The sequence below is a fragment of the Arthrobacter sp. 9V genome (assembly GCF_902506065.1).
GTDB lineage: Bacteria > Actinomycetota > Actinomycetes > Actinomycetales > Micrococcaceae > Arthrobacter.
The window spans coordinates 3,005,909-3,032,885 of record NZ_LR732912.1; the positions used below are offsets into that span (position 1 = coordinate 3,005,909).

Below are 26,977 nucleotides of genomic sequence, written 5' to 3' on the forward strand. Positions count from 1 at the left end.
AAATTTTGGAATTGGCGAAGAAGAGTCGTCATCGTCTGATCTTGCAAGCAATACCGTACCCGCGGACGTGCTTTTTACACATTCCCCACTCTGGCGCCCTGTTGGGAACGTGCACTGGCGTAGAGGCACACGGTGGCTGCCGTGCCCAGGTTCAGGCTCTCAGCTGCCCCATAGACCGGCACCGCCACCCGGTGATCAGCCAGCGCAAGCTCAGCATCAGACAAGCCTTGCGCTTCGTTGCCGAACAGCCACGCCGTAGCTGACTCAAGGGCGTAGGCCGAGGCCACAGATTCGTTTCCCAGCCTCCGCGCAGCATTCTCATCCTGCAGAGTGTCCAGGTTGACCGTTCCATAACCGTCCGCAGCCAGGACACCTATGCCACGATCGCGACAGAGCGCCACCAACTCCTCAACATCGGCACCCAACACCACCGGAAGGTGGAAGAGTGAGCCAGCTGTGGAACGGACAGCTTTTGGGTTGTAGATGTCCACACTCGAGCCGGTGAGGACCACGGCATCGGCACCGGCAGCATCTGCCGCGCGAAGCACAGTCCCTGCGTTGCCGGGGTCCCGAACCTGGCACATCACGGCAATCAGGCGGGGACCGGCGTCGAGAACCGATTCAAGGCTGACGTCCACGAAACTGCACACGGCCACAATCCCCTGGGGGTTCACTGTGTCCGCCATGGCTGCCAGGACTTCGTCACTGGCAAACCGCAGCAATGTCCCCTGGGCGAGGTCAGCAAGCTCAGGAAGGCGCTCCAGGCACGCTTCACTGGCAAAAACTTCATGCACGACGTCGGACCCTCCCGCCGCTGTGCGCTCACGGTGCAGGGTCAACGCCTCACGCACCGCTTGCGGACCCTCTGCAAGGAAGCGTCCGCGCTTTAAACGGGCCGGGCGCCCGGCAAGCTTGGCGACGTCCCTCACCCGATCAGCTCGGGGGTTGGTCATCGGAAAGTCTTGCGGGCGCCCGGTTTCGTTCATATAAAGAACTTTAGTGGCAGTTGCGACTAGTTCTTGATCTGCTGGCGGGCTTCGCCACCTGCAGGCTCAAAGCCGGCAGCCTTTGCAGCCTCAACAGTGGAGAACCAGTACTCAGCAGCAGTGGTGTTGTACCAGGTGGAACCCGGAACGTGGTACTTCTTGGACTCTGCGTTGCCCTTGATGGCGTAGCCTTCCGGAGCTTCGTCGCCGTCAGCAGCAACTGCGCCGTCGATGGCCGGCTTCTCGGAAACGGTAGCCTTGACAGCCGTTGCGGTGGCAGCAGCCGGAGCAACCTTTGCAGCCTTGGGAGCAGCAGCGGCAGCCGGAGCTGACGTGTCAGCCGGAAGTGCAGCCTTGGCGATGTTCACCAGAGCGGCGAAAGCGTTGGCGTCGGAGACGGCCAGCTCGGCCAGCATGCGGCGGTCAACCTCAACCTCAGCGGCCTTCAGGCCCTGGATCAGACGGTTGTAGGTGAGGCCGTTGGCGCGGGATGCAGCGTTGATGCGCTGGATCCAGAGGCGACGGAAGTCACCCTTCTTCTTGCGGCGGTCACCGTAGCTGTACACAAACGAGTGCAGCAGCTGCTCTTTGGCCTTGCGGTACAGGCGCGAACGCTGTCCGCGGTAACCCTTTGCGCGTTCAAGGACAACCCGGCGCTTCTTGTGGGCGTTTACCGCCCGCTTCACACGTGCCACGTGCGTACTCCTTCAGAAATCTTTATCCCAAGCTGCTACTGCCGGAAACCCGGCCGGCCTGAGAAGGCTTTTGGTGTAGTCGGTCCCTGCCGGATGGCAGTAACCAAAGAACTTGGAACTTAGACGCCGAGCATCTTCTTGATGACCTTGGCATCGCCCTTGAAGACGAGCTTGTCACCGGCGAGGCGACGGGTCAGCCTGGAGGACTTGTGCTCCAGGTAGTGACGGCGGTTGGCCTGCTGACGCTTCAGCTTGCCGGTACCGGTCAACTTGAAGCGCTTCTTAGCACCGCTGTGGGTCTTCATCTTCGGCATGGGAACCGATCTCCTTACGTATCCACGGACAAGTCCGCGATTCTTTCGCGCAGCCGGCCTACGAGGGCCGGCGTGCTGGTTGCTTGCCGATGGAGGCGGGGCCTCCGCGGCGTTGAACTAGTTGGTCTTGCGTGATGCAGGCTTAGGTGCAGCTTTGGGGGCCGCTGGCCGAGCTGCCGGCTTCGGAGCTGCCGGCTTGGCGACGGGCTTCGGAGCCGAGGGAACGGCAGGCTTCGGAGCTGCTGCCGGAACCGCTGGCCTGGGAGCAGCTTGCGCTGGCGCGGCCTTGGCGGCAGGTGCCGCCTTGGCGGGAGCCGGCGCTGCCTTGGCTGCAGGAGCCTCAACGACGGGTGCCTTTTCAGCAACCGGAGCAGGGGCTTCTTCAACAACCGGAGCTTCTTCGGCGACGGCAGCTTCCTCAGCAGCCGGAGCCTCTTCCACAACCGGAGCTTCCTCAGCAGCGGGAGCCTCGTCAGCGACCGATGCCTCAGCAGCAACGGACGCCTGAGCCTCGGGGGCTTCAGCAGTTTCCTGCGTGGTCTCCTCGTCGGTGACGTTGAAGCCTTCGGGAAGAAGGTCAGCGAGGCTCTGAGTCAACGGAGCCTGCTCGCCCGTGGTGTCAACTCGTCCGGATGCCTTGGCTTCATTCTGCGCCTTGGCCTCGGCACGCTGAGTAGCGCGGCGGGCTTCAGCCTTGGCTTCAGCCTTGTTCTTCAACGGGCCGATTACCATGACCATGTTGCGGCCATCGATGCGCGGGCTGGACTCGATGATGCCAACCTCGGCAACGTCTTCAGCGAAGCGCTGCAGAAGGCGGATACCCATCTCGGGACGCTGCTGCTCACGGCCACGGAACTGGATCATGGCCTTGACTTTGTCGCCGGCACCCAGGAACCGAAGTGCGTGTCCGCGCTTGGTTTCGTAGTCGTGCTTGTCGATCTTCAGGCGGAAGCGAATTTCCTTCAGAACCGTGTTGGTCTGGTTCTTGCGGGCTTCACGGGCCTTCACTGCTGCTTCGTACTTGTACTTACCGAAGTCCATCAACTTGCAAACAGGAGGCTTAGCCTGCGGGGCAACTTCAACGAGATCGAGATCGGACTCGGCAGCAAGACGCAGCGCGTCCTCGATGCGGACAATTCCTACCTGTTCGCCGGCAGGACCGACCAACCGCACCTCGGGGACGCGGATACGCTCATTGATTCTTGGCTCGCTAATGTTAAAGCTCCTGTGGTTGTGGTGATGTCACCGGCAAATAGAGAAGGCCCCCAATTGCTGGTGCAATCGAAGGCCTCGAAGATCGGCTGCACTTCCTTGTAGGAAGCACGCACTTCCGGAGGCCATGCCTCCAAAAATGTCCGACCAGGTACCCGGCAACCTCTTGTCCCAAAAGGGATCATGTCCCCGAGGGGAACGGCTGACGCGGGTGGGAGAGAACTCCGCTTGCAAACTGAAAGTCAATTCTACAGAAACATCCCGCCAAGTGCACATTGCACGCGGCGGGGAGCATTACTGCTGATGTATTCCGTGAATAACGACTTCCAGTCGGTCTGTGACAAGCTTACCAGTATGAGCACTGAAGACAGCAATTCCCGCAACTCCTACAGCGAAGACGCCGCACCTGCCGCCGACTCCGGGGTCTCCCAACAGATCCGTGACATCGCTGAAGTTCCGGCCGTGGAAGTCATCACCACCGGAGCCGTTCACCTTATGAGCGCGGCCGCCGTGAAGGTTGGCCTGGCCGATGACCCCAATGCCGAGGACCTTAAGGATTTGGACGAGGCCCGCAAGCTCATCACCGCCCTCGCCGGCTTGGTGTCCGCAGCGGCCCCGGAGATTGGCTCACAGCACGCCGGACCGTTGCGCGACGGCCTGCGCTCCCTGCAGCTGGCTTTCCGCGAAGCTTCACTGATCCCGGATGCCCCGGGCAAAGGCCCGGGTGAGAAGTTCACCGGCCCGGTGAACTAACTTCCAACTGAGGCAAGAATCAACGACGGCGGGTGGACCACATGTGGCCCCCCGCCGTCGTCGTCTGTTCAGGTTTCTTTAGACGCGCGCTGCACGGCGGCGCATGGATGTGAGAATGAGTCCCGCAGCGCAGAGGACCACTCCGGCAATTCCAACTGCCGCGAAGCCGCCCGAAGGACCCACGGTGTCAATGAAGACTCCGGCCAGGGGTGCGCCGAGCGCGACTCCTGCTGTCAGCGCAGAGCCATACCAGCCCATGGCTTCACCACGGCGCTCCTCCTCAACGAGGTCAGCCACTTTTTCCGAGGAAGCAGACAGGACCGGGGCGCACAGCAGGCCCGGCAGCAGTGACAGGAACGCCAGTGTCCAGGTGTCCTGGGCAAAGCCCATGGGAATGGTAAGTGCCGCCATGCCCAGCAGCAGGAGCATGGGCGAGATGGAGCGCTTCATTGACCCGTAGATGAGGCCGCCAACTACCGACGCTGCGCACCAGAAAAAGAACACGATGCCGATTTGGTTCTGGTGCCCGCCACGCTCCAATAGCCCCACAATGCTGACGTCGGAACCGCTCAGTACCATGCCGGATCCGGCGGCCACCGTGAAAAGAGCCGCGACAGAAACCGTGAACCAGGTGAAGTTCCTGGCGACGCGATTCCGCAGAGCCGCAGTTCGGGAAGTAGACGACGCCATTTCCGACGCCGCTTCCTGGACATGGGCAGGTGCTGACGCCACCATGGCAGCCTCGGCAGCTGCAAGGTCAGCTGCTGCCCGGTCCGCGGATTCCTGCGGGGTGCAGATGACCTCGCTGCGGGTGGGCGGGTTGAACCACATCAGGAACAGCCCTGCCACGGAGACGGAAATACCCACGGCTGTCAGCCCAACGGCCGAGAATCCGCTGGTGGCAACGATTGCGCCAACAGCCGGCCCGATCATGAAGACCAACTCGGTGGCAATGGAATCGAGGGCGAACGCCGAACGCCGCTGCTCGCCGTCCACCATGACGCCCAGTGACTGCCGGACGACGCTGAAGATGGGCAGCGTGAAAAGGCCGCCGATAAATACCAGCGGCAGCAGCCACTCATACGACACGTGGGGAACGATCGACCAAATGACAGTCTCCGAGACGACTGAGGGGATCAGCGCCTTTCTGAGGCCCACCATGTCCACCCGGCGGCCACGCCACGGGGCGCCCAGCGCAATGCCAATGGTCATGACGGCGGCTGCCGCACCGGCCGCGGCGTACCCTTGGCCGAGGGTCAGCACGATGTGCAGGGTGAGGAGGACACCCGCTGCCGAGTGCGGGATGCGGGCAATCATGCCTACTACCAGCAAGCGCCGGACAGGACGGATGGACAGCATCTCTTTGTAGAGAGCAAAGTTCACTGGCTAATTCCTCTTGTTCCCCAGGGCAGCCCCGGGAAACCGGCACTGCCATTAATGCCGCGCGGGCTCCTGTGCTGCGCGCTGCAGTTTTACTTCCATGGAATCTACGCCCTCGGCAAAGGAATCCATCCGCGCCCAAGCATCATTCAGCTGGGCAACGAGTGTCTGCACAGCCACGGCGTCGAGTCCGTCTTCGAGGAAGAGGACCACACGCAGTTCCGGCCCTGCACCGCCCCCGGATACCTGACGGCCATCCGCCGTCAACGACACAACGCCACCACCGGGCTGCGTCTCAAGGCGACGGACCGTACGAAATTCTGAAACCGTTGAAGCGAGAGCTGTCTCCAGTTGATCATCAAGGTAGGACGGGGTCCAGTTTTTCTGCTGGGCCAGCGCCCACATAGCAGGCCGGCGCACCACAAATGCGAAATCGGAGCCGGGGTCGATAACCAGAAGCTGCGCGCCCTCAGACACAGCAGAAAGCGCTGCACGGGCGGCATAAACGGCCACTGGGCGCGCCTCCGAATGCCACGCCTCAAGGGCAGCAGCGGAGGTAAAGACCGGCATGGCCGTCCGACCATCCGGAGCCTTGAGTGTGACCAACGCCATATCGGCTTGCTTGTCAGCGTGCAGGCCGTCTACGCCTTCTGCTTCCTCAGCCAACTGAGCAATAACGGGAACGAAAACCCGTGCCGTGGCCAGTGAAGCTACAACGTCAGCCTCACTGCCCGTCCCATTGATGAGTTTTGCGATGGCGGCAACGTAGCCCGCATCCGCCGAGCCGTCGTCGTCTTCAAAATTGTGAATTTTGGCGTCGTCACCGCTAAGACTCCTACCGGACCATGGCTGGCCGGCAGAGTCGGCGGCTCCCCCGGCGCCAGCCAATGCGGCCGCGATGTGGCCCGGAAGCTGGCGCCCTGCGTGGCCGTGTCCGCCGTGCTGGTGATCTGCGCTGTGCGGCATCAGCGGCGGCCGGCAACGTCCAGCGCTTCGGGCAGCGTAAAGGCACCGGCGTAGAGTGCCTTGCCCACAATCGCGCCCTCAACGCCCAGCGGTACCAGTTCACGCAGAACGCGGAGGTCTTCCAGGCTTGAGATACCGCCGGAGGCCACCACAGGCTTGCCGGTCTTTTCCACCATCTGGCGGAGAAGTTCAACGTTAGGGCCCTGAAGCGTTCCGTCTTTGGTGACGTCGGTGACAACGTAGCGGGCACAGCCGGCATCCTCAAGGCGTGCCAGAACCTCCCAGAGGTCGCCGCCTTCCTTGGTCCAACCGCGTCCGGCGAGCGTTGTGCCGCGGACATCGAGGCCGACGGCGATCTTGTCGCCAAAGCGGCTGATCGCACTGCGCGTCCACTCAGGGTTTTCCAACGCTGCCGTTCCAAGGTTCACGCGCGCAACACCCAGTTCCAGTGCACGCTCCAGGGACTCGTCGTCGCGCAATCCGCCCGAAAGTTCTACTTTCACGTTGAGCTGGGAGACAACTTCACTGATCAGCGCCGCATTGTCCCCACGGCCGAAGGCGGCATCGAGGTCCACCATATGCACCCATTCGGCACCGGCATCCTGCCAGTTCAGTGCTGCTTCCAGCGGTGTTCCGTAGCTGGTTTCCGAGCCGGCTTCTCCCTGCAGGAGGCGGACCGCTTGGCCGTCAACAATGTCAACGGCGGGCAGGAGTTCCAGAACGGACTGGGCGGAGGAGGTCATGTGTGTCCTAGGAGTTCGAGAAGTAACGCGGCTTATGGAGCGACTGGTTCAGTTACCCAGCGTCAGGAGATAGGCGGCCAGCAGGGACATCCCGGCCAGCACGTAGAAAGAGATGGACACCCACCGCGGCTTCTTCTGCTGGTGGAAGGAGATGCCCCCACCCACCAGCAGGCCGGCAAGGCCCATCAGTAGTACCGACCACAACATCTAGGCGGCACCGCTTCCGGAGGCATCCGGAGCCGGCTTGCGGAGACTGTCCACCCAGTTCCGCAGGAGCCTGGCTCCGGCATCGCCCGACTTCTCAGGGTGGAACTGCGTAGCGCAGAGCGGGCCGTTCTCCACCGCGGCAATGAAGCGTGCACCATGCTCGGACCAGGTGACCATGGGAGGAGCCATGCGGGGCTGGACGACGTCGAAGTTCCACTCTTGAACACCATAAGAGTGCACAAAGTAGAAACGTTCCTCTTCAACGCCCTCGAACAGCTTGGAACCTTCCGGGACGTCCACGGTGTTCCAACCCATGTGGGGAACCACGGGAGCGGGAAGGAGCTCAACCTTGCCTGGCCACTCGGCCATACCCTCGGATTCTGTGCCATGCTCAACGCCGGCCTCGAAGAGGACCTGCAAGCCTACGCAGATAGCCAGCACAGGACGGCCTCCGGCAACCCGGCGCCCGATCATGCGGATGGCATCAACAGACTTTAGTTCCTTCATCACGGTCTCGTAGGCACCAACACCGGGCACCACCAGACCGTCAGCGTTGAGGACGTCCTCAGGCTTGGAACTGAGCAACACGTGCGCACCCGCGCGTTCAAGGGCACGAACAGCGGAGCGAACATTGCCCGATCCATAGTCAAGAACGGTGACCGTAGGCTTGCCTTCGGGCGACTCCGGCTTCACGGATGCAGCAGCGTCAACCACTGCCCCATCCTTCAAGAACTGGCCACTCATAGCGCCCCCTTGGTGGACGGGATGCCCTCAACACGGGGATCGGATTCAACAGCTGCACGCAGCGCGCGGGCAAAGGCCTTGAACTGCGCCTCCACGATGTGGTGGGGGTCGCGCCCGGCCAAGACATTCATGTGCAGGCAAATTCCAGCATGCAGCGTGATGGCTTCAAAGACGTGACGTGTCAGCGAGCCCGTGAAGTGCCCACCGATCAAGTGGTACTCCTGTCCGGCGGGCTCGCCCCCGTGTACCAAATAGGGACGCCCGGAGACATCCACGACGGCGTGCGCCAAGGCTTCGTCCAACGGAACCGTCGCTTCACCGAAACGACGAATACCCGCCTTGTTGCCCAAGGCCGTGCGGAGAACTTCGCCGAACGTGATGGCGACGTCCTCCACCGTGTGGTGCGCGTCAATGTGGGTGTCGCCAGTGGCCTTGACGGTCATGTCTATCAAGGAGTGCTTGCACAGGGCCGTGAGCATGTGGTCATAGAACGGAACCGAGGTGCTGATGTCCGATACACCAGAGCCGTCCAGGTTAATCTCCACAAGCACCGAAGATTCGCTGGTGGTGCGCTCCATGCGCGCAGTGCGGGCAGCGGTCAGCTTGGCGCCGGATTCGCTCATTGGGACGTCCTTATACAGGGAGGGTGGGTTGGGTCTACTAACAAGTTTAGGCGCGGTGTGACTCTGTGCCGTTCAGCAAGGCTTCCAAGGCCTCCAGGAAGGCTGTTGTTTCCGGCTCGGTTCCAGCGGTGACACGCAAATGCCCGGGAATGCCGACGTCGCGAATCAGCACGCCGGCGTCCAGCAGGCCCTGCCAGATTGCGTGTGGTTCCTCAAGGCCGCCAAAGAAGACGTAATTGGAGTCGGAAGCAGCGGGCTTGAGGCCCATACGCAGCAGCTCAGTAACAATGCGGTCGCGTTGGACCTTGATGTCCTCGACGTCGGCCATGAGCGCTTCGCGGTGGGTCAGCGCAGCAAGGGCAGTCGCCTGGGTAACAGCGGAGAGGTGGTAGGGCAGGCGAACCAGCCGGATAGCGTCTGTGACCTCAGGTGCGGCAGCCATGTAACCGAGCCTGGCACCGGCGAGGGCAAACGCCTTGCTCATGGTCCGTGAGACGATCAACCGCTGACGGCCGGGCAGCAGGGTCAAAGCACTCGGAGTATTGTCGTGCGCAAACTCGTGATAAGCCTCATCCACGATCACGATGGCCTGGCTGGCTTCGCCCGCCTCGTAGACCGCCTCGACGACGTCCAGGCTCAGCCCTGTACCAGTCGGATTGTTCGGTGAGCACAGGAACACAATGTTGGCTCCCGTTTCCCGGACCTGGGAAGCCGCCGATTCGGCGTCCAGCCCGTAGTCATCAGCGCGGACTCCCCGGACATACTCAGTGTCAGTACCACTGGCGAGAAGGGGGTACATGGAGTACGTGGGAGGGAAGCCGAGGGCCTTGCGTCCGGGTCCACCGAAAGCTTGGAGAATCTGCTGCAGGACTTCATTGGAACCGTTGGCGGCCCAGATGTTGTCAGGCGAAAGTCCGTGACCCAGGTATTCGGCCAAAGCTTCACGGAGTTCGGTGAACTCGCGGTCCGGGTAGCGATTCAGCCCTGTAGCTGCAGCGGCAACGGCCTCGGTGATGGCGGCTTGAACATCCGCGGGGACGCCATGGGTGTTCTCGTTGACATTGAGCAAAATGGGGACATCAAGCTGCGGTGCGCCATAGGGGCTCAGTCCACGCAGGTTGGTCCGGAGGGGAAGTCGGTCAAGTCGCTCAAGCTGGTCACTCACCATCCCAGTTTAAGGGGCCGCAGCGACTGCCGACTAACTGTGACGCCCCGCCCCAGGTCCCGGCAGGCCTGAAAGGGACTCAGTTTGCAGGGACGAACAGCTGCTGGCCAGGCAGGATGCGGCCACCTCGGAGGTCGTTGAGCTGGATGATCTCGGCGATTACATCGCGAGGGTCCCGCTCCGGAGCAGCCGCACCGGCGATGCCCCACAGGGACTGGCCGGGTTGGACCGTGACCGTGACGGCCACAGGCGGCCGCAGCTGCGATTGTGAGTCGGCCGCCTTGGCCGGGGAGTTGATGAAACCGGCAAGACTCAGCAACGCCGCTACCAACAACATGGCGGGAATGCCAAAGAAGACGATTCGTCCCCGGCGGGTCAGACGCAGGCGAGCTGGTGCCTGAGTAGTGCGAAAATCAGCGAACGTGGTGACTGCGGACATGAGCTGAGCCCTTCTGAGCTATTGCCACGCTCCGGGATACCCGGTGCTTGGCTGCCAATTCTTAGTGTTCCCCTCGCCGGCCCCGGAGATGTTCGAACGCTATGTTCGAACATCCGGCTACAGCATCAGGTTTATAGAACACATATTCGAACCTTGCTATGACATTTTTAGCACTTATCAACGAACGGTGTCGAGACTCGCTAGAACAAATGTTTGATAAACGCCTGTGCCTGCCCTACGTTTGAGTGAAGAAACAGCACTGTTTCAGTGGAACAGGAGGGTCTGACATTTTTTGCAGACCCTCGCAGCCCCGGCATTCATCGGGCGGAACGGAAAGGCGTTGGCGAACATGGCAGCGAAAGCCACAGGCGGCGGGGCACCCCTGCGGAGCCAACAGCCTCAGAAGAGTCCCAAAAGCCTGACTGTCCGGCAGAAAAAAATCCTGGAGACCATCCAGCGGTCGGTTAATGACAATGGCTACCCGCCCAGCATGCGTGAAATCGGCGACACCGTGGGCCTGGCCAGTTTGTCCAGTGTCACGCATCAATTGTCCCAACTGGAGAAGCTGGGCTACCTCCGAAGGGATCCCAAGCGCCCCCGCGCCATGGAAGTCCTGATGCCTTTGACCCTGGATGGCGGTTCCATTCCCGGAGTGGAAGCCCCTGCCACTCTTCGCAGCGCTGGTGGCCTTGCCGTTACCGAGCTGGCCAGCTCCAGTGACACCGCCATGGTGCCGCTGGTGGGCCGCATTGCAGCCGGCGGTCCGATCCTGGCTGACCAAACGGTGGAAGACGTCGTTGCACTCCCCCGGCAACTCGTGGGGCATGGTGAACTGTTCATGCTCAAAGTTGCCGGCGATTCGATGATTGACGCCGCCATTTGTGACGGCGACTGGGTAGTGGTCCGGCGACAGAACGATGCCATCAACGGCGACATCGTTGCTGCATTGCTGGATGACGAAGCAACCGTGAAGACATTCCGGCAGCGGGACGGTCACACGTGGCTGTTGCCGCAAAACACCCAGTACGAGCCCATCCTCGGTGATCAAGCCACCATCATGGGCAAGGTCGTTTCGGTACTGCGGTCCCTCTAGGGGCTTTACAAACCTTCCCGCCCGTTTTGGGGCTCGTACGTTTCAGCGCTCGTTACGGGGCTTTGCTTGACCCCAGACGCTCCAAAACGCCACGAACCACTGCTCGGTCCGTCGTAGCCCAGAACGGTGGCAGGGCGGCCCGCAGGAAGGCCCCGTAGCGTTCTGTCGAAAGCCTGGAGTCGAGCACCGCAACAACGCCCTTGTCTCCGGTGGAACGAATGAGACGGCCTGCACCTTGTGCCAGCCGAATTGCGGCGTGGGTTGCTGACACTGCCATGAAGCCGTTCCCACCCGATTGAGCCACTGCCCGGGAACGGGCAGTCATCAGGGGATCATCGGGGCGCGGGAAGGGTATGCGGTCAATCACCACCAAACGGCACGAGCCACCCGGAACATCTACGCCCTGCCATAGGGACATGGTTCCGAAGAGGCAGGTGTCAGGCTCATCCGCGAATTGCTTCACCAAGGCTGCCATGGTGGATTCCCCCTGGCAGAGGATGTCTACGTCCAGTCGAAGCCGCATGGCATCGGCGGCCTCTTCTGCGGCGCGCCGTGAGGAGAACAGGCACAGGGCTCCGCCTCCGGATGCACGGATCAGGTCTTCGAGCTCATCCAGCGCCTCAGGGGAGGTACCACGGCCGGGTTTGGGCAGGTGCTTCGCCACGTACAGGACGCCCTGCCTGGGGTAGTCGAAGGGTGATCCGACGTCGATACCGGTCCAGCTCGGTGCACCGTCTCCGATGAGGCCCAGGCCACCTGCCGCCGGCTCGAAGGCCGAGCCGATGGCCAGTGTTGCGGAGGTCAGCACCACGGTGTGTCCGGCGAAGAGGCCCTCACGAAGCCGTCCGGCCACGCTCAGCGGTGCGATGTTGATCAAAGCAGGAGCAGTCTCATCGGGTGGCGAATAGCCTTGCTGGGGATCGAACGTGCTGTTCCGGGAGAACCAGACCACTTCGCGGTTCTCCTTGGCGGCCAGCATCCGCTCGCACAGTTCCAGGATGAGCATCAGGCGTGAACGGGCCAGCTGCCGTCCGCCGTCCACTGCGTTTGAGGAATCCGTTTTCGAATCCGAGAGTGCGGCGCGTGTGGCCTCCCGCAGTTGATCCAGGCAATCAAGCTGTTCGTCATTGAGGCCGTTGGGCAACAAGCCATTGGGCACGCCGGCTATGGCCATGTCCAGACGGTCGGCAGCGGCGTTCAGGGCATCCACGGTGATGGCCGTGTGCTTGCGGGCGCTTGAGGCCGCCGCATGGACCATAGCCACGGACAACTGCCCTGAAACGGCTCCCGTAACGCGGTCCTGAAGCTCGTGGGCCTCGTCAACCACCACGACGTCGTACTCAGGCAGAACAGCCAAGCCCTCAAAGGCGCTGACGGCCAGCATGGCATGGTTGGTGACTACCACATCTGCCTCAGCTGCCCGGGAGCGGGCCAACTCGCTGAAGCACTCTTCTGCCATGGGGCACTTTTGGGCGCCCAAGCACTCCATGGACGTCACGGATACCTGCCGCCAAGCTCGGTCAGTGACGCCGGGCATGAGTTCGTCGCGGTCCCCGGTAGTGGTCTTTTCCGCCCATTCCCGCAGGCGGACCACTTCTTTGCCGAGTTGAGATTGCGGTCCACCCATGGAGGCGGCGAAGTGGGGGACGCTGGTGTCCTCCCCCAGGGAGAACAGCTGGCCTTCGGAGGGCTCTTCGCTGGGGAACCCGCCTTCGAGTTTCTGCAGGCACACGTAATTGGCCCTGCCCTTGACCAACGCCACGTTAACGGGGCGCTCAAGTGCAGGGTTGATGTTCTCCAGCAGGCGTGGCAGGTCCCGTCCCACGATCTGGGTCTGGAGGGCCAAAGTGGCGGTGGACACCAGCGTCGGTTTGTCGCTGTCCATGGAATGGGCAATCAACGGAATCAGGTATGCCAAGGACTTACCGGTTCCGGTTCCCGCCTGGACCAGCAGATGTTCCCCGGTTTCTATGGCCCGGGTGACATGCTTGGCCATTTCATGCTGGCCGGCACGGCTTTGTCCGCCCATGCCGGCAACAGCCCGATCCAACAACTCGAGGGTGACCTTCTCCCCCACCGACTCGACGACGTCCGCCGCCACTTTCTCAACCATTACTGACGAATGACTCCAACTCGGCGGCCAGACCTTCGCGCACCATGACAACTACGCGGGTCCCGTTTTCCTCGTGTTCAAGGCTCAGGATTTCCGAGTCGGAATTGTGCAGCTTGTTGATCATTTCCCCGCGCTCGTAGGGAATGAGCAGTTCAAGGCGCACACCGGGCCGCGGAATGGACCGGCTGATCTCTTCCAGCAGTTCCGCGATGCCCTGGCCCGTACGGGTGGACACCACCGCGTGGCGGGGTTCTTTCTGCTTGAGACGCTCCACCACGAATGGATCCGCTACATCAACCTTGTTGAGGACGATGATTTCAGGAACCTTGCGGGCATCCACTTCAGTGAAAACGGACCGGACCGCTGCAATCTGGCCCTCAGGATCCGGGTGCGATGCATCCACAACGTGGAGAATCAGGTCCGCATCCGCAACTTCCTCCAACGTAGAGCGGAAAGCCTCAATCAGTTGGGTAGGCAAGGAACGAACGAAGCCCACAGTGTCCGCAAGGGTGTAGCCGATGCCGTCCGGTGTCTGAGCCTTACGGACCGTGGGATCGAGAGTGGCGAACAGGGCGTTCTCCACCAGGACGCCGGCGTCAGTGAGCCGGTTGAGCAGCGAGGACTTACCGGCGTTCGTGTAACCGGCGATTGCCACCGAAGGAACTGCGTTACGACGGCGGTTGGCCCGCTTGGTCTCGCGCGCAGGCTTCATAGCGGCGATCTCGCGACGCAGCTTGGCCATGCGGGTGCGGATCCGACGCCGATCGAGCTCGATCTTGGTTTCACCTGGACCACGTGAGCCCATTCCGGCACCTGCTCCACCCACCTGGCCACCAGCTTGGCGGGACATGGAGTCACCCCAACCACGAAGCCTCGGGAGCAGGTATTCGAGCTGTGCCAGCTCAACCTGGGCCTTGCCTTCGCGGCTCTTGGCGTGCTGGGCAAAGATGTCCAGGATCAGCGTGGTGCGGTCAACAACCTTGACCTTCACGATGTCTTCAAGGCCACGTCGTTGCGAGGGTGCCAGCTCGGTGTCCACCACCACAGTGTCCGCGCCGGTGGCGGCAACGATGTCCTTGAGCTCCTGGGCCTTACCCGACCCGAGGAACGTCCCGGGGTCCGGCTTCTGCCGGCGCTGAACCAGGCCGTCCAGTACTTCTGATCCGGCAGTCTCGGCCAGCGCAGCGAGCTCGCGGAGGGAGTTCTCCGCATCGGCAAGAGTCCCCTCGGTCCACAGTCCAGCCAGTACTACGCGTTCGAGGCGCAGCTGCCGGTATTCAACCTCTGTGACGTCCTCAAGTTCGGTGGACATGCCCGCGGTGCGGCGAAGGGCGCGGCGTTCGGCCAAATCTTCCTGGTCGCCGTCGTAGATGCTGTGTTCCTGGTCCAGCGTGGAAATTGCCTGCGCCTTGCCGAACACGCCGGCGTCGTTGTCCTCGGATGCCTGCGCAGGTACATCCTTGGAAAGAATCCGGTCGATCACGGCCTGGATTTGTTCAGGACTCATGTCCTGGGCGTCGGAATCGGATCCGGAGTGCTTCTGGGTGGTCATGGTCTCCTTAGACTGTTTGGCAATTCCAGAATAGTGCTGTTTGCTGCTCGATGGGGCGCTCTTCGCGCTGGGCTGACGGGCATCGGCCAAAAGGGCCTCCTCTGTCCTGAACGGCCGCCCCGTACCAAGGAGGCGGCTGCTGTAAATGTGGCGTGATGGAATCCGCGGGAGGTCCTTGGGCCGAGGTGAGGATGCTTTGCCAGTGGTACTGCAGGGGCCGTGGTCAACGCGGCGGTTCACTGCAAATGAACTGACGGGATCTTCAGAGTGTCCGGCTCCATGAAGCGGAGCCAACGGACTTAGCCTGAGGGACCGCCGGGCGGAATGGCCGGAATAGGCGAAATGCCAAAACCGGCCTGCGTCGCGGGCGGTGCCAATAACGCCCGATGGCTCAGGCGTTAGGGCTGATTACTCAAAGATCAAGAACATGCATTCCACTTTAGCAGCCGCTGTCAAACGTGCTGAGGAAGGAGGCGGTTTCCCAAGCAGACGATAGCCAACTAATCTGGCAAATTATGGAGTCTGCTCACTATTTCAGCGCCCAACCGGCCGGACCATTTACGCGCAAGCCACTGACAGTGGAACTTGCTGGAGCCACGCGCCGGCTGCAGACCTCGTCAGGTATCTTCAGCCCGGACGGCGTGGACAAAGGTACGGCAGTACTGTTCGCCGAGGTTCCCGCGCCGTCACCGACGGGGAATTTGCTGGACATCGGCTGCGGCTGGGGCCCGATTGCCCTTACTTTGGGCCTCATGGCACCGCATGCCCGTGTTTACGCCGTGGACGTCAATGAGCGTTGCATCACGTTGACTAACGAGAACGCTGCGGCGCTCGGTCTCAGTAATGTCACCGCCAGCCTCCCGCACGAGGTAGATCCCGCCGTCGAATTCGACACCATCTGGTCCAACCCGCCCATCCGGATCGGCAAGGACGAACTTCACTCGCTGCTGCTGACCTGGCTGCCCCGGCTGGCGCCAGGAGGCAGCGCCTGGTTGGTTGTTCAGAAGAACCTGGGCTCGGATTCACTCCAGCGGTGGCTGGCCGCCGAGCTGGACAGCTCGTACACGGTCTCACGCGAAAGCACGTCCAAGACGTTCAGGATCATAAGGGTCAGGAAAGCGTCCCGGTAGCCACAATGACGGCGGGGCCGCTGAGTTCTACATGCTCGCGTCCGCCTGCGCCGGGGAAGAACTTCACGGATACGACGCCGCCCGGTACGTTGACGTGCCAGTCGTTCGGGGCCGCGTCGCCGGCCCAGTGACGAATGGCGACGGCGGCGGCGCACGCACCGGTGCCACAGGACTGGGTCTCCCCCACACCGCGCTCATGAACGCGCATGGTGATGGTACCTACGCCGTCCTCAACCAGTGGCTCGGCGGGAACAACGAACTCGACGTTGGTCCCGTTGGCCGGTTTGGGATCCACCACAGGAACTTTGAACAGTTGTGTAGCCGCGAGCTCCTTGAGTTCGGCGAGTGCAACTACCGTGTGAGGGTTGCCCATGCTGACTGAGAGGCCGGGCCTTGCTACTTCCAAGCCATCGGCACTGACCAGCGCATCCATGGCTTTGCTCTTGGCTTCGTCCGGGAAGATGAACTCCCACGGGCCCATATCCACGGCATAGCCGTTGGCCGTCCGCACAACCTTCTTCACGCCGCCGCGGGTTCCGATAGCAAGTGTCTGCCCGGGGCCAAGGTCCACCAGCCCTTCGGCGATCAGGAAATGGACGAAGACACGCACTCCGTTGCCGCACATTTCCGAGAGCGAACCGTCACCGTTGCGGTAGTCCATGAACCACTCTGCTTCGGGATCCTGTTCCAAGGCAACGCGGCCTTCAGGAAGGAAGCGGGAAGGGACCGCACGGATGAGCCCGTCGCCACCGATGCCAACGTGGCGGTCGCATAGCTGAACCACATGCTCCGCAGTGATCTCATGGGCATCGCCGGGATCAGCAATCAGGACAAAGTCGTTGCCCGTTCCGTGGCCCTTTGAGAACGCCAGGCCAGCAAGACTGGAGGGTGTCACCGGAGCATCCGCATGTGCGGGCTGACGGGCGGGAACTGCGGCGGTTTGATCCATGGACCAAGGCTACCCGCCACGCGTGTTCGGTCAGAAATTGCGTGGGCTACTGTCCGACGGTCAGAACCGCTTCAACGGCCTTGGCGGTCAGCTCGGGATCCTTCCAGTCGAGCCACGTGATCCGGGGATCTGCCCTGAACCACGTCAGCTGCCGCCGTGCAAACTGCCGTGTTGCCACAATGGTTTCCTCTGCTGCAGCGTCGGCTGCCATCTCCCCGTCCAAAACCTTCAGAAACTGGGCATAACCCAAGGCCCGCGAAGCTGTCTTGCCTGTCCGCAACCCCATGGCATCCAGCCGTTCAACTTCCTGCAGGAGCCCATCCTCAACCATCCGGTGCACCCTTAGTGCCAGGCGTTCCCTCAGTTGTTCCCGATCGACGTCCAGCCCGATCTGCAGGGCTGGCTGGAAATACTCACGCTGCGGCATGAACGAACTGAAGGGACGGCCAGTGAGGCCGTGTACCTCCAAGGCACGGATCACGCGCCGGGCATCGCCAAGGCGGGCGGCCGAAACGGGATCCACCTCCTCAAGGCGAGCCCGCAGGGGCGCCAGCCCCTGCGTTTCGCACTCTTCTTCCAAGCGTCTACGGAGTTCGGGATCAGTGCCCGGGAACTCCAGGACGTCCACGGCGGCTCGAACATACAGGCCTGAACCACCCACAAGAATGGCGCGCTTTCCGCGGGAGTGGATGTCAGCAATGGCTGTGCGGCATTCACTTTGGAAGTCCGCAACGCTGGCTTCCTGGGTGACGTCCATGATGTCCAGCAGGTGGTGCGGGACTCCCCTGCGCTCATCCTTGGTGATCTTGGCGGTCCCGATATCCATGCCACGGTAGAACTGCAAGGCGTCGGCGTTGATGACTTCGCCGTTCAAGGCCAGGGCCAGGTTAACTCCCAGATCCGACTTACCTGAGCCCGTGGGACCAACTACGGCAATGACAGGCTGGGTAAGTTCGGCGGGTTGTGTTAGTTCCTGGTTGGAGCGCGACATGTGATCCTGTGGTCCGCCCCTAAGCGCGGCGAACAGGCAGCGACGGCATACCCAAGGACACCCCGGCCTTGCCCGATGCAGCTCCTGCAGCCGGAACCCCACAGGAATCAGCCTGTGAGCGATCCCAAGCATCGCCTGCACGCGAGCGGCGCAAAATGTAGTCCTCCGGTGCTGCCGGATCCGCTACGAGGTGGAACGCAGCGGCCTCGGTAATGGTCACCGTGACGAAGTCACCGGGCCGCGGAGTCTCAGCACCGTCCGGAACGGAGAAGTGAACCAACCTTTGGTCCTTGGATCGACCGGACAACCGATGTGTTTCGCCGGCTTTTCGTCCTGACTGCGCAGTGACCAGTACCTCTACTTTGCGTCCAAGCTGCTTGACGTTCTCTTCTGCAGCAATACGATCCTGCAGCGCGGTAAGGCGTTCGTAGCGCTCCTGCACCACAGACTTGGGCAGTTGCCCGGGAAGGTCGGCAGCCGGTGTGCCGGGACGCTTGGAGTACTGGAACGTGAAGGCGGAGGCAAACCGCGACTTCTCCACTACATCCAGGGTGGCTTGGAAATCTTCTTCGGTTTCGCCCGGGAAGCCAACAATGATGTCTGTGGTGATAGCGGCGTGCGGGATTCGTTCGCGTACCTTGTCCAGAATTCCCAGGAACTTGCTTGATCGGTAGGAACGGCGCATGTCCTTGAGCACCTTGTCTGAGCCGGACTGCAGAGGCATGTGCAGCTGGGGCATGGCGTTGTGTGTCTCTGCCATGGCATCAATGACGTCGTCGGTGAAAGCCGCGGGATGCGGGCTGGTGAAACGAACGCGCTCCAGCCCTTCAATTTCTCCGCATGCCCGCAGGAGTTTGGAGAATGCCTGGCGGTCACCGAATTCCACACCATAGGAATTTACGTTCTGGCCCAGGAGCGTAACTTCAACAGCTCCGTCATCCACTAGCGCTTGGATTTCCGCCAGAATTTCTCCCGGGCGCCGGTCCTTCTCCTTGCCACGCAGTGAAGGAACAATGCAGAACGTGCACGTGTTGTTGCACCCCACCGAAATCGAAACCCAACCCGCGTACACAGAATCACGCTTGGTGGGGAGCGTCGATGGAAAAACGTCCAGGGATTCGAGAATCTCCAGCTGTGCCTCGTTGTTGTGCCGTGCACGGTTCAGCAGGGCCGGCAGCGCCCCCACGTTGTGTGTACCGAACACGGCGTCCACCCACGGCGCCTTCTTGACGATGGTTTCGCGATCCTTCTGAGCCAGGCAACCGCCAACGGCAATCTGCATGGAGGGGTTGGCCTCTTTGACCTGCCGCAGCTGGCCAAGGTTTCCATAGAGTTTGTTGTCTGCATTTTCACGGACAGCACAGGTGTTGAACACCACGACGTCCGCCACCTCACCATCAGCTGGCACGTACCCGGCTTCTTCGAGAAGTCCCGCCATGCGTTCTGAATCATGGACGTTCATCTGGCAGCCGAACGTCCGAACCTGGTAGGTCCGAGGCTCTGCAGTATTTCCCGGTACTGCAGTGGCACGTGGCTCTGCAGCAGTCCCGGGGTCAACAGAAGGAGAGGTGGCAGCTGATGGGGAAGGAATGGTCAAACTCACTACTCAAGGGTACCGGCTTCCGCAAGCACCTCACCGACGATCCTGAATGCCATGGAGGGGGCGTAGCCTTTGCGTGCAAGCATCGAGGCCAGCCGGCGGGTGTACTTTTCCCGCTCTGCCCGATCGCTTAGATCCATACTGGGCCGCAGCTTGCGCTGAACCAGCTCCCGGGCAGCCAATTCCTCGTCTTGGTCGCTGAGCTGCGATAGTGCTTCTTCAGCCGCATCCAGCTCGATGCCTTTGTCTGCCAGTTCGCGACGGATGGCGCCCTTCGCAAGCTTTTTGCTTTGGGAGCGGCTACGCACCCACATCCTGGCAAACTCGGCATCATCGATCAGCTGAACTTCTTCGAAGCGATCCAAGACTGCCTCAGCCACGTCCTCGGGAACATTCCGCTCCGCGAGCTTACGGGACAACTGCAGCCGGCTCCGCGGCGCCATCGTCAACTGCCTCAAGACGATGGCACGCGCCACGGATTCGGGATCAGGCTCAGGATCGGCCGATACGGAAGAATCCGGATCCGGCCGTCTTCTAGCCGTCAACGGCCTTCAGCTTCGGGGAATCTTCTTCAGCCTTGGCGACGCCCACGCCGAGCTTTTCCTTGATCAGGCGCTCCAGCTCCTGGGCGAGCTCAGGGTTGTCGCGCAGGAAGCGACGCGAGTTCTCCATGCCCTGGCCCAATTGATCGCCATCATAGGTGAACCACGAACCCGATTTCTTGATGATGCCGTGCTCCACACCCATGTCAATGATGCCGCCCTCGCGGGAGATGCCCTGACCATAGATGATGTCGAACTCGGCGATCTTGAAGGGCGGTGCCATCTTGTTCTTGACGATCTTTGCCTTGGTGCGGTTCCCGACGGAGTCCGCGCCTTCCTTCAGGGTCTGAATGCGGCGAACGTCGATTCGCACTGACGCATAGAACTTCAGCGCCTTACCACCCGTGGTGGTTTCCGGGGATCCGAAGAACACGCCGATCTTTTCACGCAGCTGGTTGATGAAGATGGCAGTGGTCTTGGTCTGGCTCAAGCGACCGGTGATCTTTCGCAATGCCTGGCTCATGAGCCTGGCTTGGAGGCCAACGTGGGAGTCGCCCATTTCGCCTTCGATTTCAGCGCGGGGTACCAGGGCTGCCACGGAGTCGATGACCACGATGTCCAGCGAACCGGAGCCCACCAGCATGTCCATGATTTCGAGGGCTTGCTCGCCGGTGTCCGGCTGGGAGACCAGGAGCGCGTCCGTATCCACGCCAAGCTTGGCGGCGTAGTCCGGATCAAGCGCGTGTTCGGCGTCGATGAAGGCCGCGATGCCGCCGGCGCGCTGTGCATTGGCTACGGCGTGAAGTGCCACGGTGGTTTTACCCGAGGATTCCGGACCGTAGATTTCCACGACGCGGCCACGGGGCAGGCCACCAATGCCAAGGGCGACATCCAGTGCAATGGAGCCGGTGGGAATGACCTCAATCGGTGCCCGGGTGTCATCACCCAGACGCATGATAGAGCCTTTACCGAACTGCTTGTCGATCTGGGCAAGCGCTGCTTCGAGCGCCTTCTCACGATCCGGGGCTGCCGCCATGGTTCACACCTCTGATGCTTTCTCGCTGTGGAGTGGCCTGAAAGGCCGCTTTCCTGTCATGTCAGACGCTATTACGGCGCCCTGACATTTTTACAAGCCAACCCCTGCTATGTGGATAAACAGGACTGTCGGCATGCCCCGGACGCGTCGTTCAGGATCAATTTTCCTCTTTCAGGAGCATATCCCCATCCGAACAGATATTCGAATGAAGGGCACGGTGTGTCTTCCAGGGCCCTTTACCCCAGCGAGACACAAGTGGTCAGTTTGAGGCGGGTCTGATGTCCTTGCCCAGCCTTCGCTCGGCCGGAACATCCTGAACCTCGCACACGGCCAACCACACCTCGCGGGGCTGGTAGCCGGAAGCCAATGCCTCCACCGCAGTCCGTCCGCCCACGCCTGCGAGTACCAGGGAGTTGGCCAGGACACGGGAGTAGCCTGCCCCGAATTCGTCGTCCATCAATCGCCAAAAGTCACTTGCCCTCACGGATAGAGTCTCTCATGGCACCGGACTCTAGAATGGTTGCCATGAGCAATCCTCTCCAGAGCACGCCCGCCACGGCCGTGCCAGGCGACGCCGTGGACGACGCCCTCCAGCAGGTGGAACACCAGCTGAGCCTGCTCTGGCGCCGCGCCCGTTCGATCTCCCACCAATTGTCACGCCAGGTCCATCCGGACATGGAACCCGCCGCCTACGGGCTCCTTACCGTCATCCGCAGGGAAGGTCCCATCCGGCTTACGGACCTTGCCACCTGCATTGGGGTGGGCAAGCCTTCGGTAAGCCGTCAGATCGCCTTCCTGGAGGGCATCGGCCTTGTCTACAAGGAAGCGGATCCCCAGGACGGCAGGGCCCAATCCATTCGGTTGACGGACAAGGGCGAAGAGAAGATGCACCAGGTTCAGGACGCGCGGAGGCAAGTATTCCGTGAACGGCTGGGCGAATGGCCTCTTGAGGACGTCCAGACTCTTGCTGACTATATGGGGCGCCTCAATGCCATTTACGGCGATGGCGTCCTCAGCGTGAAGGAACCGGAAGCCGACCTCGAGGACAAACCCGACACCGTCTAAGCGGCGCCCCCTCCAAGGCACCTTGCGCACACAACGAAAAGGCCCCCAGCCTCAGGCTGGGGGCCATTCTCATGACTATGGTGGAACGGCTACCGGGCCCCGGAGAGCATGCCCTGCGGGAAATCGTCCGTGAGGTCCAGATCGCGACCATAACGCTGGGAGAATTCCTGCGGAACGGTGTCCGGAACTGCAACACCTTCTGCGACGGCCACGCGATCGCTGACTTCACGAAGCATGTGGGACAACGGAACATCCAGGGCTGTGCAGATAGAAGACAGGAGCTCGGAAGAAGCCTCCTTTTGGCCGCGTTCAACTTCACTCAAGTAACCGAGTGACACGCGGGCGCTGTGCGAAACCTCGCGGAGGGTACGGCCCTGACGCTGGCGGACATCGCGCAGTACATCACCGATCTCGTGGCGTAGTACAACCATTTTGCGCTCCTTCTGCTCGCTCTGTGTCTGATCAGCCAAGCCCACATCCTTCCAGCGGACAACGCCGTTTACGGATACGGGCTGCTTTACCATCTGTATCGCCTTGCTCCCTCATTCATCCGGTTCGCTGGCTGGCGGACCGGGTTGGTTTTTACATCCTAGGCGCCCCGGCTCTTCCGAAGCGACACAATGACACAACTATTGGCAATCAGTTTTTGTTCCCGACTACTTTACGAACGGTAACCAACGTCACTCAGCGCAGCAAGCAGACGCGCCATGGCGGCTTCGCAAGCTTGTTCCCTGATGGCATGCCTGTCCCCCGAAAAGCTGTATTCAAACGACTCTGCCCCGGATTCACGGGCAATTCCGATGAACACCGTTCCTACTGCCTTGCCGTCGTGTGGCTCAGGTCCCGCAACTCCCGTGGTGGAAATCCCGAGGTCCGCCCCGCAGACCCGCCGGGCGCCGTCGGCCATTGCCTCAGCCACTTGCCCGTCAACGGAACCTACTGCGTCCAACAGCTCCTGCGAAACCCCCAGGACGCCGGCCTTCACCGAGTTCTGGTAGGCGACCACGCCGCCCTGAAGCATCCCGGATGCTCCCGGAGTGTTGGCCAGCCTTGAAGCAACCATTCCTGCTGTCAATGACTCCGCCGTAGCGACGGTGAGTTTGTTTCCGATTGCCATGGCGACCGCAGCGGTGGAGGTAAGTGCGGCCGCGGATGGACCTTCGTGGTCCGTCATGCACGCCGTCCTGCCGCACGCAGCTTCAGCGCCTGGACCACATATTCCACTCCGGTCCACAGCGTGATGGCAAGAGCCAGCATCATGACCCAGAAGGCGAGGTCCCCCAGCCATGGAGCGATCGCCTTCAGAGGAAGGATGTAGAGGAAGATGGCCACCGTTTGGATGACCGTTTTCAGTTTGCCGCCCCGTGAGGCGGGCATGACGCCGTACTTGATGACGACGAACCTGAGCGCGGTAATCCCCCATTCACGGACGAGGATAAGGATGGTCACCCACCAGGGCAACTCTCCCACGATGGATAGGAGAACCAGCGCGGAACCGATCAGCAGTTTGTCGGCAATGGGATCGGCGATCTTGCCGAAATTGGTGATCAGGCCCCTGGCCCTGGCGATGTCGCCGTCGAGCTTGTCCGTATAGATCGCTACGGCGAAGGCTACAACGGCCGCCCAGCGCCAGATACCGTACTCGCCGTCATCGGCCACAAGGAACCATACAAAGAACGGAACCAAGGCGATGCGGAGCATGGTGAGGATGTTGGGCAGGTTCCAGACGTCGGAGCTGCTGGAAGTCGCGTTATCACCCTCGGCTGTAGTCACCCCACAAGGCTACCCTCTCTGGGCTACCTTCCCGTGAGCGACCAAGCGTCCTCGCCGCTGTCGTCGTCATCATTCGGTGCGTCGGCGCCGTCGTAATATTCGATCGCTTGCGTCCTATTGTCCAGGTCCGCCTGAACGAGGTCCTCGGCATAACCGCCGACGGCGATGTTCGAGTTTGCGTTCTCGCTCAGTGCCGCCGTGTGGGCGTCCGGCGCCGCAGGTGACTCCTGGCCCTTCATCGCGGCAAGAACAGCGGCGAGGTCATCAGGCTTGACAAGGACGTCACGGGCTTTGGACCCCTCGGATGGTCCCACAACCCCGCGGGATTCCAGGAGGTCCATGAGCCGGCCGGCCTTGGCAAAGCCCACGCGAAGCTTTCGCTGAAGCATGGACGTTGAACCGAACTGGGTGGTCACCACGAGTTCCGTTGCCTGAAGAAGGACCTCGAGGTCGTCTCCGATGTCGTCATCGATCTGCTTCTTGGGCGCCTCTGCAGCGACGTCGTCGCGGTAAACGGCCTGCAACTGCCCCTTGACGTGCTCCACAACTTTATGGATCTCTGATTCGGTCACCCAGGCACCCTGGACACGCATGGCCTTGGAAGCGCCCATCGGGAGGAACAGCGCGTCACCTTGTCCGATCAGCTTCTCAGCGCCCGGCTGGTCCAACACAACACGGGAGTCAGTGACCGACGATGTGGCGAACGCCATACGGGATGGCACGTTCGCCTTGATCAGGCCCGTCACAACGTCCACGGATGGACGCTGGGTTGCCAGCACCAAGTGGATGCCGGCGGCACGTGCGAGCTGGGTGATGCGGACGATCGAGTCTTCGACGTCCCGCGGTGCAACCATCATGAGGTCTGCGAGCTCGTCAACGATCACCAGCAGATACGGGTAAGGCTTGATGATGCGCTTTGAGTCCACGGGCGGCACAACCTTGCCTGCCCTGACCGCCTTGTTGAAATCGTCAATGTGCTTGTAGCCGTAATTGGCGAGGTCGTCGTAGCGGGCGTCCATCTCCCGGACCACCCATTGAAGGGCCTCGGCGGCCTTCTTGGGGTTGGTAATGATGGGCGTGATGAGGTGCGGCACACCCTCGTAGGCGGTGAGCTCCACACGCTTGGGGTCCACCATGACCATTCGCACCTCATCCGGCGTGGCCCGCATGAGGATGGAGGTGATCATGGAGTTCACGAAGCTGGACTTACCGGCACCGGTGGCACCGGCGACGAGCAAGTGGGGCATCTTGGCGAGGTTGGCTACGACGTAGCCGCCCTCAACATCCTTGCCGACGCCCATGACCATCGGGTGGTCCGTACGGCGCGCATTCTGGCTTCGAAGCACATCGCCCAGCGACACCGTTTCGCGGTCCGTGTTGGGAATCTCGATGCCGATGGCTGATTTGCCGGGGATGGGGCTCAGGATACGCACGTCACTGGACGCAACGGCGTAGGAAATGTTCTTGGACAGCGCCGTAACGCGCTCCACTTTGGTGCCGGGCGAGAGTTCGATCTCATAGCGCGTCACAGTAGGACCACGGCTGAAGCCCGTTACAGCGGCCTCAACATTGAACTGCGTGAGAGTGTCCGTCAAGGCCGCGACGACGGCGTCGTTGGCTTCCGTGCGCTCCTTCGGGATGGAGCCCGGCGTGAGGTAATCAGAGGCCGGCAAGGTGTAGGTGACGTCGCCGGCCAAGGAAAGCTGCTCTGTGCGTTGAGGGATGGGCGTTTGCGGGAGGGGTGCCCCTGTGGGCTTCGCCGGAACCTGCGCAACCTGAGGCGCGGGTGCAGAGATCTCCGGAGTAAGAATCGGGATGGCCTCGGTGGGGTTCTCGATCCCGGGGTTGGCACCCAGGCCCTGGGCGGCCTTGATCTTCCCGACGGCGATCTCCGCCTGGGTTGGACGACGCACACCCGGGGGAACCCGTGGTGCAGGCGTATCCGGGTTCTCGTCGTCGTCGACTATTGCGTGCTCGAAAGCCTCGTCCCCGACGTAGCCCTCCAAGCCGGTGTCCGCTTCCTCGTCCTTGCCGAAGAAGCGCATGCGCTTTTTCTTCTTGGGCTTGGCGGCAGCTTCATTCTCATAGAGGTAGCTGCGGTCGTGGGCGTCCTTGCCGGACTCGTCCATAAGGTCCACGCCCATAAGGTGCTCGTAGGCGCCCCGGATACGGGACGGAATGGCACCGAACGGCGTGGCAGTCACGATCAGCACGGATACGAACGCCAGCAGTCCGTACAGAACAACGGGAACAGCCACGTGGATCGCAGCCAAGGGAGCGGCCGCGAGGAAGCCCAACATTCCGCCGGCCTTGCGTAAGCCGTCGAAACCGTCCGCAACCGTGGGCAGCCCGCCGATCACATGGGCCAGGCCGGAGCCGGCCAAGGTCATGATCATGAAGCCGATGCCCACACGGTTGTTGCCGCGTCCGTCCTGCGGCTTACGGAAGAGCCGGAAAGCACAGACGAACAGCATGAACGGCAGGATGAGGGACATCCATCCAAAAGTGCCGTTGACCACGCTGTAGACCATGTCCGGAAGCCAGCCTGTAAGACCCCACCAGGCAAAGGTGGCGATGGCGATGCCCAGCACCAAATTGAACAGGGCTGCACCATCCCGGCGATCAGCGGGGTCGAGATCGCTGACGTCGTAGCCGATTCGCCGGACCCCGGCGCCCACCACATGGCCTATGCCTTGCCAGAAACCTGACAGCATGCGCAGCGGCAGCGGCGCTTGGGGCTCGACGGCGGCCGCTTGCTTGGTGCGGGCAGTGCTGCCACGACCGCTTTTGCTGGCTGCGGCGCTGGTTTTGGATGCAGCTCCGCTTCGGCCTGTGCCGCCGGATTTGCTGCTTGAGCTGCCTCGTGGCGTGGAGGTAGTACGGGTCGCCATAAGTGCCACGCTACC

At 61.7% G+C, this 26,977-nt stretch carries 28 protein-coding genes; 4 read left to right on the top strand and 24 right to left on the bottom strand.

What is annotated here, in order from left to right:
* Positions 1-74: 74 nt before the first annotated feature.
* The 4 genes from BACI9J_RS13835 to infC all read right to left on the bottom strand — a co-directional run bounded on the left by BACI9J_RS13835 (position 75) and on the right by infC (position 3,168).
* Complete coding sequence (locus BACI9J_RS13835; RefSeq protein WP_159734887.1) at positions 75-986, bottom strand: TrmH family RNA methyltransferase; 912 nt, start codon at positions 984-986, stop codon at positions 75-77.
* Between the two features lie 26 nt (positions 987-1,012).
* Complete coding sequence (gene rplT / locus BACI9J_RS13840) at positions 1,013-1,681, bottom strand: 50S ribosomal protein L20, sunset domain variant (RefSeq protein ID WP_159734888.1); 669 nt, start codon at positions 1,679-1,681, stop codon at positions 1,013-1,015.
* 119 nt (positions 1,682-1,800) lie between these two features.
* Positions 1,801-1,995 (bottom strand): 50S ribosomal protein L35, encoded by a 195-nt coding sequence (rpmI, locus tag BACI9J_RS13845; RefSeq protein WP_011774324.1) that lies wholly within the window; start codon positions 1,993-1,995, stop codon positions 1,801-1,803.
* Between the two features lie 117 nt (positions 1,996-2,112).
* On the bottom strand, positions 2,113-3,168 hold the full coding sequence (gene infC / locus BACI9J_RS13850) for a translation initiation factor IF-3 (protein ID WP_236558692.1): 1,056 nt from the start codon (positions 3,166-3,168) through the stop codon (positions 2,113-2,115).
* 393 nt (positions 3,169-3,561) lie between these two features.
* On the opposite strand from infC, the gene BACI9J_RS13855 reads away from it, so the two are divergent.
* Positions 3,562-3,960 carry a DUF1844 domain-containing protein gene (locus tag BACI9J_RS13855; protein ID WP_159734889.1) on the top strand — a complete coding sequence of 133 codons (399 nt, stop codon included), beginning with the start codon at positions 3,562-3,564 and terminating at the stop codon, positions 3,958-3,960.
* A gap of 78 nt (positions 3,961-4,038) precedes the next feature.
* Here BACI9J_RS13855 and BACI9J_RS13860 read toward each other — a convergent pair whose 3' ends face one another.
* The 8 genes from BACI9J_RS13860 to BACI9J_RS13895 all read right to left on the bottom strand — a co-directional run bounded on the left by BACI9J_RS13860 (position 4,039) and on the right by BACI9J_RS13895 (position 10,227).
* The gene (locus tag BACI9J_RS13860) at positions 4,039-5,343 is read right to left on the bottom strand and encodes an MFS transporter (protein WP_159734890.1); all 1,305 of its coding nucleotides are present in this window, start codon (positions 5,341-5,343) and stop codon (positions 4,039-4,041) included.
* A gap of 51 nt (positions 5,344-5,394) precedes the next feature.
* On the bottom strand, positions 5,395-6,306 hold the full coding sequence (locus tag BACI9J_RS13865; RefSeq protein WP_159734891.1) for an SseB family protein: 912 nt from the start codon (positions 6,304-6,306) through the stop codon (positions 5,395-5,397).
* Complete coding sequence (priA, locus tag BACI9J_RS13870; protein ID WP_159734892.1) at positions 6,306-7,049, bottom strand: bifunctional 1-(5-phosphoribosyl)-5-((5-phosphoribosylamino)methylideneamino)imidazole-4-carboxamide isomerase/phosphoribosylanthranilate isomerase PriA; 744 nt, start codon at positions 7,047-7,049, stop codon at positions 6,306-6,308. The genes BACI9J_RS13865 and priA overlap by 1 nt, the downstream gene beginning before the upstream one ends.
* Positions 7,050-7,097: 48 nt before the next feature.
* Complete coding sequence (locus BACI9J_RS13875) at positions 7,098-7,235, bottom strand: hypothetical protein (protein ID WP_162486097.1); 138 nt, start codon at positions 7,233-7,235, stop codon at positions 7,098-7,100.
* A gap of 21 nt (positions 7,236-7,256) precedes the next feature.
* Positions 7,257-8,000: an imidazole glycerol phosphate synthase subunit HisH gene (gene hisH / locus BACI9J_RS13880; RefSeq protein ID WP_159734893.1), complete on the bottom strand. Its 744-nt coding sequence runs from the start codon at positions 7,998-8,000 to the stop codon at positions 7,257-7,259.
* Positions 7,997-8,623 (bottom strand): imidazoleglycerol-phosphate dehydratase HisB, encoded by a 627-nt coding sequence (gene hisB / locus BACI9J_RS13885; RefSeq protein ID WP_159734894.1) that lies wholly within the window; start codon positions 8,621-8,623, stop codon positions 7,997-7,999. Before hisB ends, hisH begins: the two co-directional genes overlap by 4 nt.
* A 46-nt stretch (positions 8,624-8,669) precedes the next feature.
* Positions 8,670-9,788, bottom strand: coding sequence for a histidinol-phosphate transaminase (locus BACI9J_RS13890; RefSeq protein ID WP_159734895.1), 1,119 nt, complete (start codon positions 9,786-9,788; stop codon positions 8,670-8,672).
* A 79-nt stretch (positions 9,789-9,867) separates the two neighbouring features.
* A complete protein-coding gene (locus tag BACI9J_RS13895; RefSeq protein WP_024820374.1) occupies positions 9,868-10,227 on the bottom strand; it encodes a LysM peptidoglycan-binding domain-containing protein in 360 nt (119 codons plus the stop codon).
* 349 nt (positions 10,228-10,576) lie between these two features.
* Here BACI9J_RS13895 and lexA point away from each other — a divergent pair, with 349 nt between their 5' ends.
* Positions 10,577-11,320, top strand: a complete 744-nt coding sequence (gene lexA / locus BACI9J_RS13900) for a transcriptional repressor LexA (protein ID WP_159734896.1) — start codon at positions 10,577-10,579, stop codon at positions 11,318-11,320.
* 52 nt (positions 11,321-11,372) lie between these two features.
* Here the strand turns inward: lexA and BACI9J_RS13905 are convergent, their stop codons facing one another.
* Both BACI9J_RS13905 and hflX read right to left on the bottom strand, forming a co-directional pair.
* Complete coding sequence (locus BACI9J_RS13905) at positions 11,373-13,433, bottom strand: ATP-dependent DNA helicase (protein WP_159734897.1); 2,061 nt, start codon at positions 13,431-13,433, stop codon at positions 11,373-11,375.
* Positions 13,426-14,985 (bottom strand): GTPase HflX, encoded by a 1,560-nt coding sequence (hflX, locus tag BACI9J_RS13910; RefSeq protein WP_159734898.1) that lies wholly within the window; start codon positions 14,983-14,985, stop codon positions 13,426-13,428. The genes BACI9J_RS13905 and hflX overlap by 8 nt, the downstream gene beginning before the upstream one ends.
* Before the next feature lie 515 nt (positions 14,986-15,500).
* Here hflX and BACI9J_RS13915 point away from each other — a divergent pair.
* Positions 15,501-16,115 (top strand): class I SAM-dependent methyltransferase, encoded by a 615-nt coding sequence (locus BACI9J_RS13915; RefSeq protein WP_159734899.1) that lies wholly within the window; start codon positions 15,501-15,503, stop codon positions 16,113-16,115.
* On the opposite strand, the gene dapF is transcribed toward BACI9J_RS13915, so the two are convergent.
* The 6 genes from dapF to BACI9J_RS13945 all read right to left on the bottom strand — a co-directional run bounded on the left by dapF (position 16,096) and on the right by BACI9J_RS13945 (position 21,717).
* Positions 16,096-17,064: a diaminopimelate epimerase gene (gene dapF, locus BACI9J_RS13920; protein ID WP_159734900.1), complete on the bottom strand. Its 969-nt coding sequence runs from the start codon at positions 17,062-17,064 to the stop codon at positions 16,096-16,098. The two genes, BACI9J_RS13915 and dapF, sit on opposite strands and share 20 nt — an antisense overlap.
* A 46-nt stretch (positions 17,065-17,110) precedes the next feature.
* Entirely contained in the window at positions 17,111-18,055 is a 945-nt protein-coding gene (gene miaA, locus BACI9J_RS13925) for a tRNA (adenosine(37)-N6)-dimethylallyltransferase MiaA (protein WP_159734901.1), read from the bottom strand.
* A gap of 19 nt (positions 18,056-18,074) precedes the next feature.
* Positions 18,075-19,658, bottom strand: a complete 1,584-nt coding sequence (gene miaB, locus BACI9J_RS13930; protein WP_159734902.1) for a tRNA (N6-isopentenyl adenosine(37)-C2)-methylthiotransferase MiaB — start codon at positions 19,656-19,658, stop codon at positions 18,075-18,077.
* Positions 19,658-20,200: a regulatory protein RecX gene (locus BACI9J_RS13935; RefSeq protein WP_159734903.1), complete on the bottom strand. Its 543-nt coding sequence runs from the start codon at positions 20,198-20,200 to the stop codon at positions 19,658-19,660. The genes miaB and BACI9J_RS13935 overlap by 1 nt, the downstream gene beginning before the upstream one ends.
* Positions 20,190-21,233 (bottom strand): recombinase RecA, encoded by a 1,044-nt coding sequence (gene recA, locus BACI9J_RS13940; protein WP_024820366.1) that lies wholly within the window; start codon positions 21,231-21,233, stop codon positions 20,190-20,192. Before recA ends, BACI9J_RS13935 begins: the two co-directional genes overlap by 11 nt.
* Before the next feature lie 259 nt (positions 21,234-21,492).
* Positions 21,493-21,717 carry a DUF3046 domain-containing protein gene (locus tag BACI9J_RS13945; RefSeq protein WP_159734904.1) on the bottom strand — a complete coding sequence of 75 codons (225 nt, stop codon included), beginning with the start codon at positions 21,715-21,717 and terminating at the stop codon, positions 21,493-21,495.
* A gap of 41 nt (positions 21,718-21,758) precedes the next feature.
* Between BACI9J_RS13945 and BACI9J_RS13950 the strand changes: the two genes are divergently transcribed.
* Complete coding sequence (locus tag BACI9J_RS13950) at positions 21,759-22,298, top strand: MarR family winged helix-turn-helix transcriptional regulator (protein WP_442858641.1); 540 nt, start codon at positions 21,759-21,761, stop codon at positions 22,296-22,298.
* Positions 22,299-22,387: 89 nt separating this feature from the next.
* Here BACI9J_RS13950 and BACI9J_RS13955 read toward each other — a convergent pair whose 3' ends face one another.
* The 4 genes from BACI9J_RS13955 to BACI9J_RS13970 form a co-directional block, all read right to left on the bottom strand.
* Positions 22,388-22,822: a helix-turn-helix domain-containing protein gene (locus BACI9J_RS13955; protein ID WP_024820363.1), complete on the bottom strand. Its 435-nt coding sequence runs from the start codon at positions 22,820-22,822 to the stop codon at positions 22,388-22,390.
* A 137-nt stretch (positions 22,823-22,959) separates the two neighbouring features.
* Complete coding sequence (locus BACI9J_RS13960; protein ID WP_159734905.1) at positions 22,960-23,472, bottom strand: CinA family protein; 513 nt, start codon at positions 23,470-23,472, stop codon at positions 22,960-22,962.
* Positions 23,469-24,071 (bottom strand): CDP-diacylglycerol--glycerol-3-phosphate 3-phosphatidyltransferase, encoded by a 603-nt coding sequence (gene pgsA / locus BACI9J_RS13965; RefSeq protein WP_159734906.1) that lies wholly within the window; start codon positions 24,069-24,071, stop codon positions 23,469-23,471. The genes BACI9J_RS13960 and pgsA overlap by 4 nt, the downstream gene beginning before the upstream one ends.
* A 23-nt stretch (positions 24,072-24,094) precedes the next feature.
* The gene (locus BACI9J_RS13970) at positions 24,095-26,962 is read right to left on the bottom strand and encodes an FtsK/SpoIIIE family DNA translocase (RefSeq protein WP_159734907.1); all 2,868 of its coding nucleotides are present in this window, start codon (positions 26,960-26,962) and stop codon (positions 24,095-24,097) included.
* Between the last annotated feature and the right edge of the window lie 15 nt (positions 26,963-26,977).

What these genes read in the sequence shown, in the direction of transcription:
- BACI9J_RS13835 (WP_159734887.1), bottom strand. Translation starts at nt 986, where the DNA reads ATGAACGAAACCGGGCGCCCGCAAGACTTTCCGATGACCAACCCCCGA.
- rpmI (WP_011774324.1), bottom strand. Translation starts at nt 1,995, where the DNA reads ATGCCGAAGATGAAGACCCACAGCGGTGCTAAGAAGCGCTTCAAGTTG.
- BACI9J_RS13855 (WP_159734889.1), top strand. Translation starts at nt 3,562, where the DNA reads ATGAGCACTGAAGACAGCAATTCCCGCAACTCCTACAGCGAAGACGCC.
- BACI9J_RS13865 (WP_159734891.1), bottom strand. Translation starts at nt 6,306, where the DNA reads ATGCCGCACAGCGCAGATCACCAGCACGGCGGACACGGCCACGCAGGG.
- priA (WP_159734892.1), bottom strand. Translation starts at nt 7,049, where the DNA reads ATGACCTCCTCCGCCCAGTCCGTTCTGGAACTCCTGCCCGCCGTTGAC.
- BACI9J_RS13875 (WP_162486097.1), bottom strand. Translation starts at nt 7,235, where the DNA reads ATGGGCCTTGCCGGCCTGCTGGTGGGTGGGGGCATCTCCTTCCACCAG.
- hisH (WP_159734893.1), bottom strand. Translation starts at nt 8,000, where the DNA reads ATGAGTGGCCAGTTCTTGAAGGATGGGGCAGTGGTTGACGCTGCTGCA.
- hisB (WP_159734894.1), bottom strand. Translation starts at nt 8,623, where the DNA reads ATGAGCGAATCCGGCGCCAAGCTGACCGCTGCCCGCACTGCGCGCATG.
- BACI9J_RS13895 (WP_024820374.1), bottom strand. Translation starts at nt 10,227, where the DNA reads ATGTCCGCAGTCACCACGTTCGCTGATTTTCGCACTACTCAGGCACCA.
- lexA (WP_159734896.1), top strand. Translation starts at nt 10,577, where the DNA reads ATGGCAGCGAAAGCCACAGGCGGCGGGGCACCCCTGCGGAGCCAACAG.
- BACI9J_RS13905 (WP_159734897.1), bottom strand. Translation starts at nt 13,433, where the DNA reads ATGGTTGAGAAAGTGGCGGCGGACGTCGTCGAGTCGGTGGGGGAGAAG.
- hflX (WP_159734898.1), bottom strand. Translation starts at nt 14,985, where the DNA reads ATGACCACCCAGAAGCACTCCGGATCCGATTCCGACGCCCAGGACATG.
- BACI9J_RS13915 (WP_159734899.1), top strand. Translation starts at nt 15,501, where the DNA reads ATGGAGTCTGCTCACTATTTCAGCGCCCAACCGGCCGGACCATTTACG.
- dapF (WP_159734900.1), bottom strand. Translation starts at nt 17,064, where the DNA reads ATGGATCAAACCGCCGCAGTTCCCGCCCGTCAGCCCGCACATGCGGAT.
- miaA (WP_159734901.1), bottom strand. Translation starts at nt 18,055, where the DNA reads ATGTCGCGCTCCAACCAGGAACTAACACAACCCGCCGAACTTACCCAG.
- recA (WP_024820366.1), bottom strand. Translation starts at nt 21,233, where the DNA reads ATGGCGGCAGCCCCGGATCGTGAGAAGGCGCTCGAAGCAGCGCTTGCC.
- BACI9J_RS13950 (WP_442858641.1), top strand. Translation starts at nt 21,759, where the DNA reads ATGAGCAATCCTCTCCAGAGCACGCCCGCCACGGCCGTGCCAGGCGAC.
- BACI9J_RS13955 (WP_024820363.1), bottom strand. Translation starts at nt 22,822, where the DNA reads ATGGTAAAGCAGCCCGTATCCGTAAACGGCGTTGTCCGCTGGAAGGAT.
- BACI9J_RS13960 (WP_159734905.1), bottom strand. Translation starts at nt 23,472, where the DNA reads ATGACGGACCACGAAGGTCCATCCGCGGCCGCACTTACCTCCACCGCT.
- BACI9J_RS13970 (WP_159734907.1), bottom strand. Translation starts at nt 26,962, where the DNA reads ATGGCGACCCGTACTACCTCCACGCCACGAGGCAGCTCAAGCAGCAAA.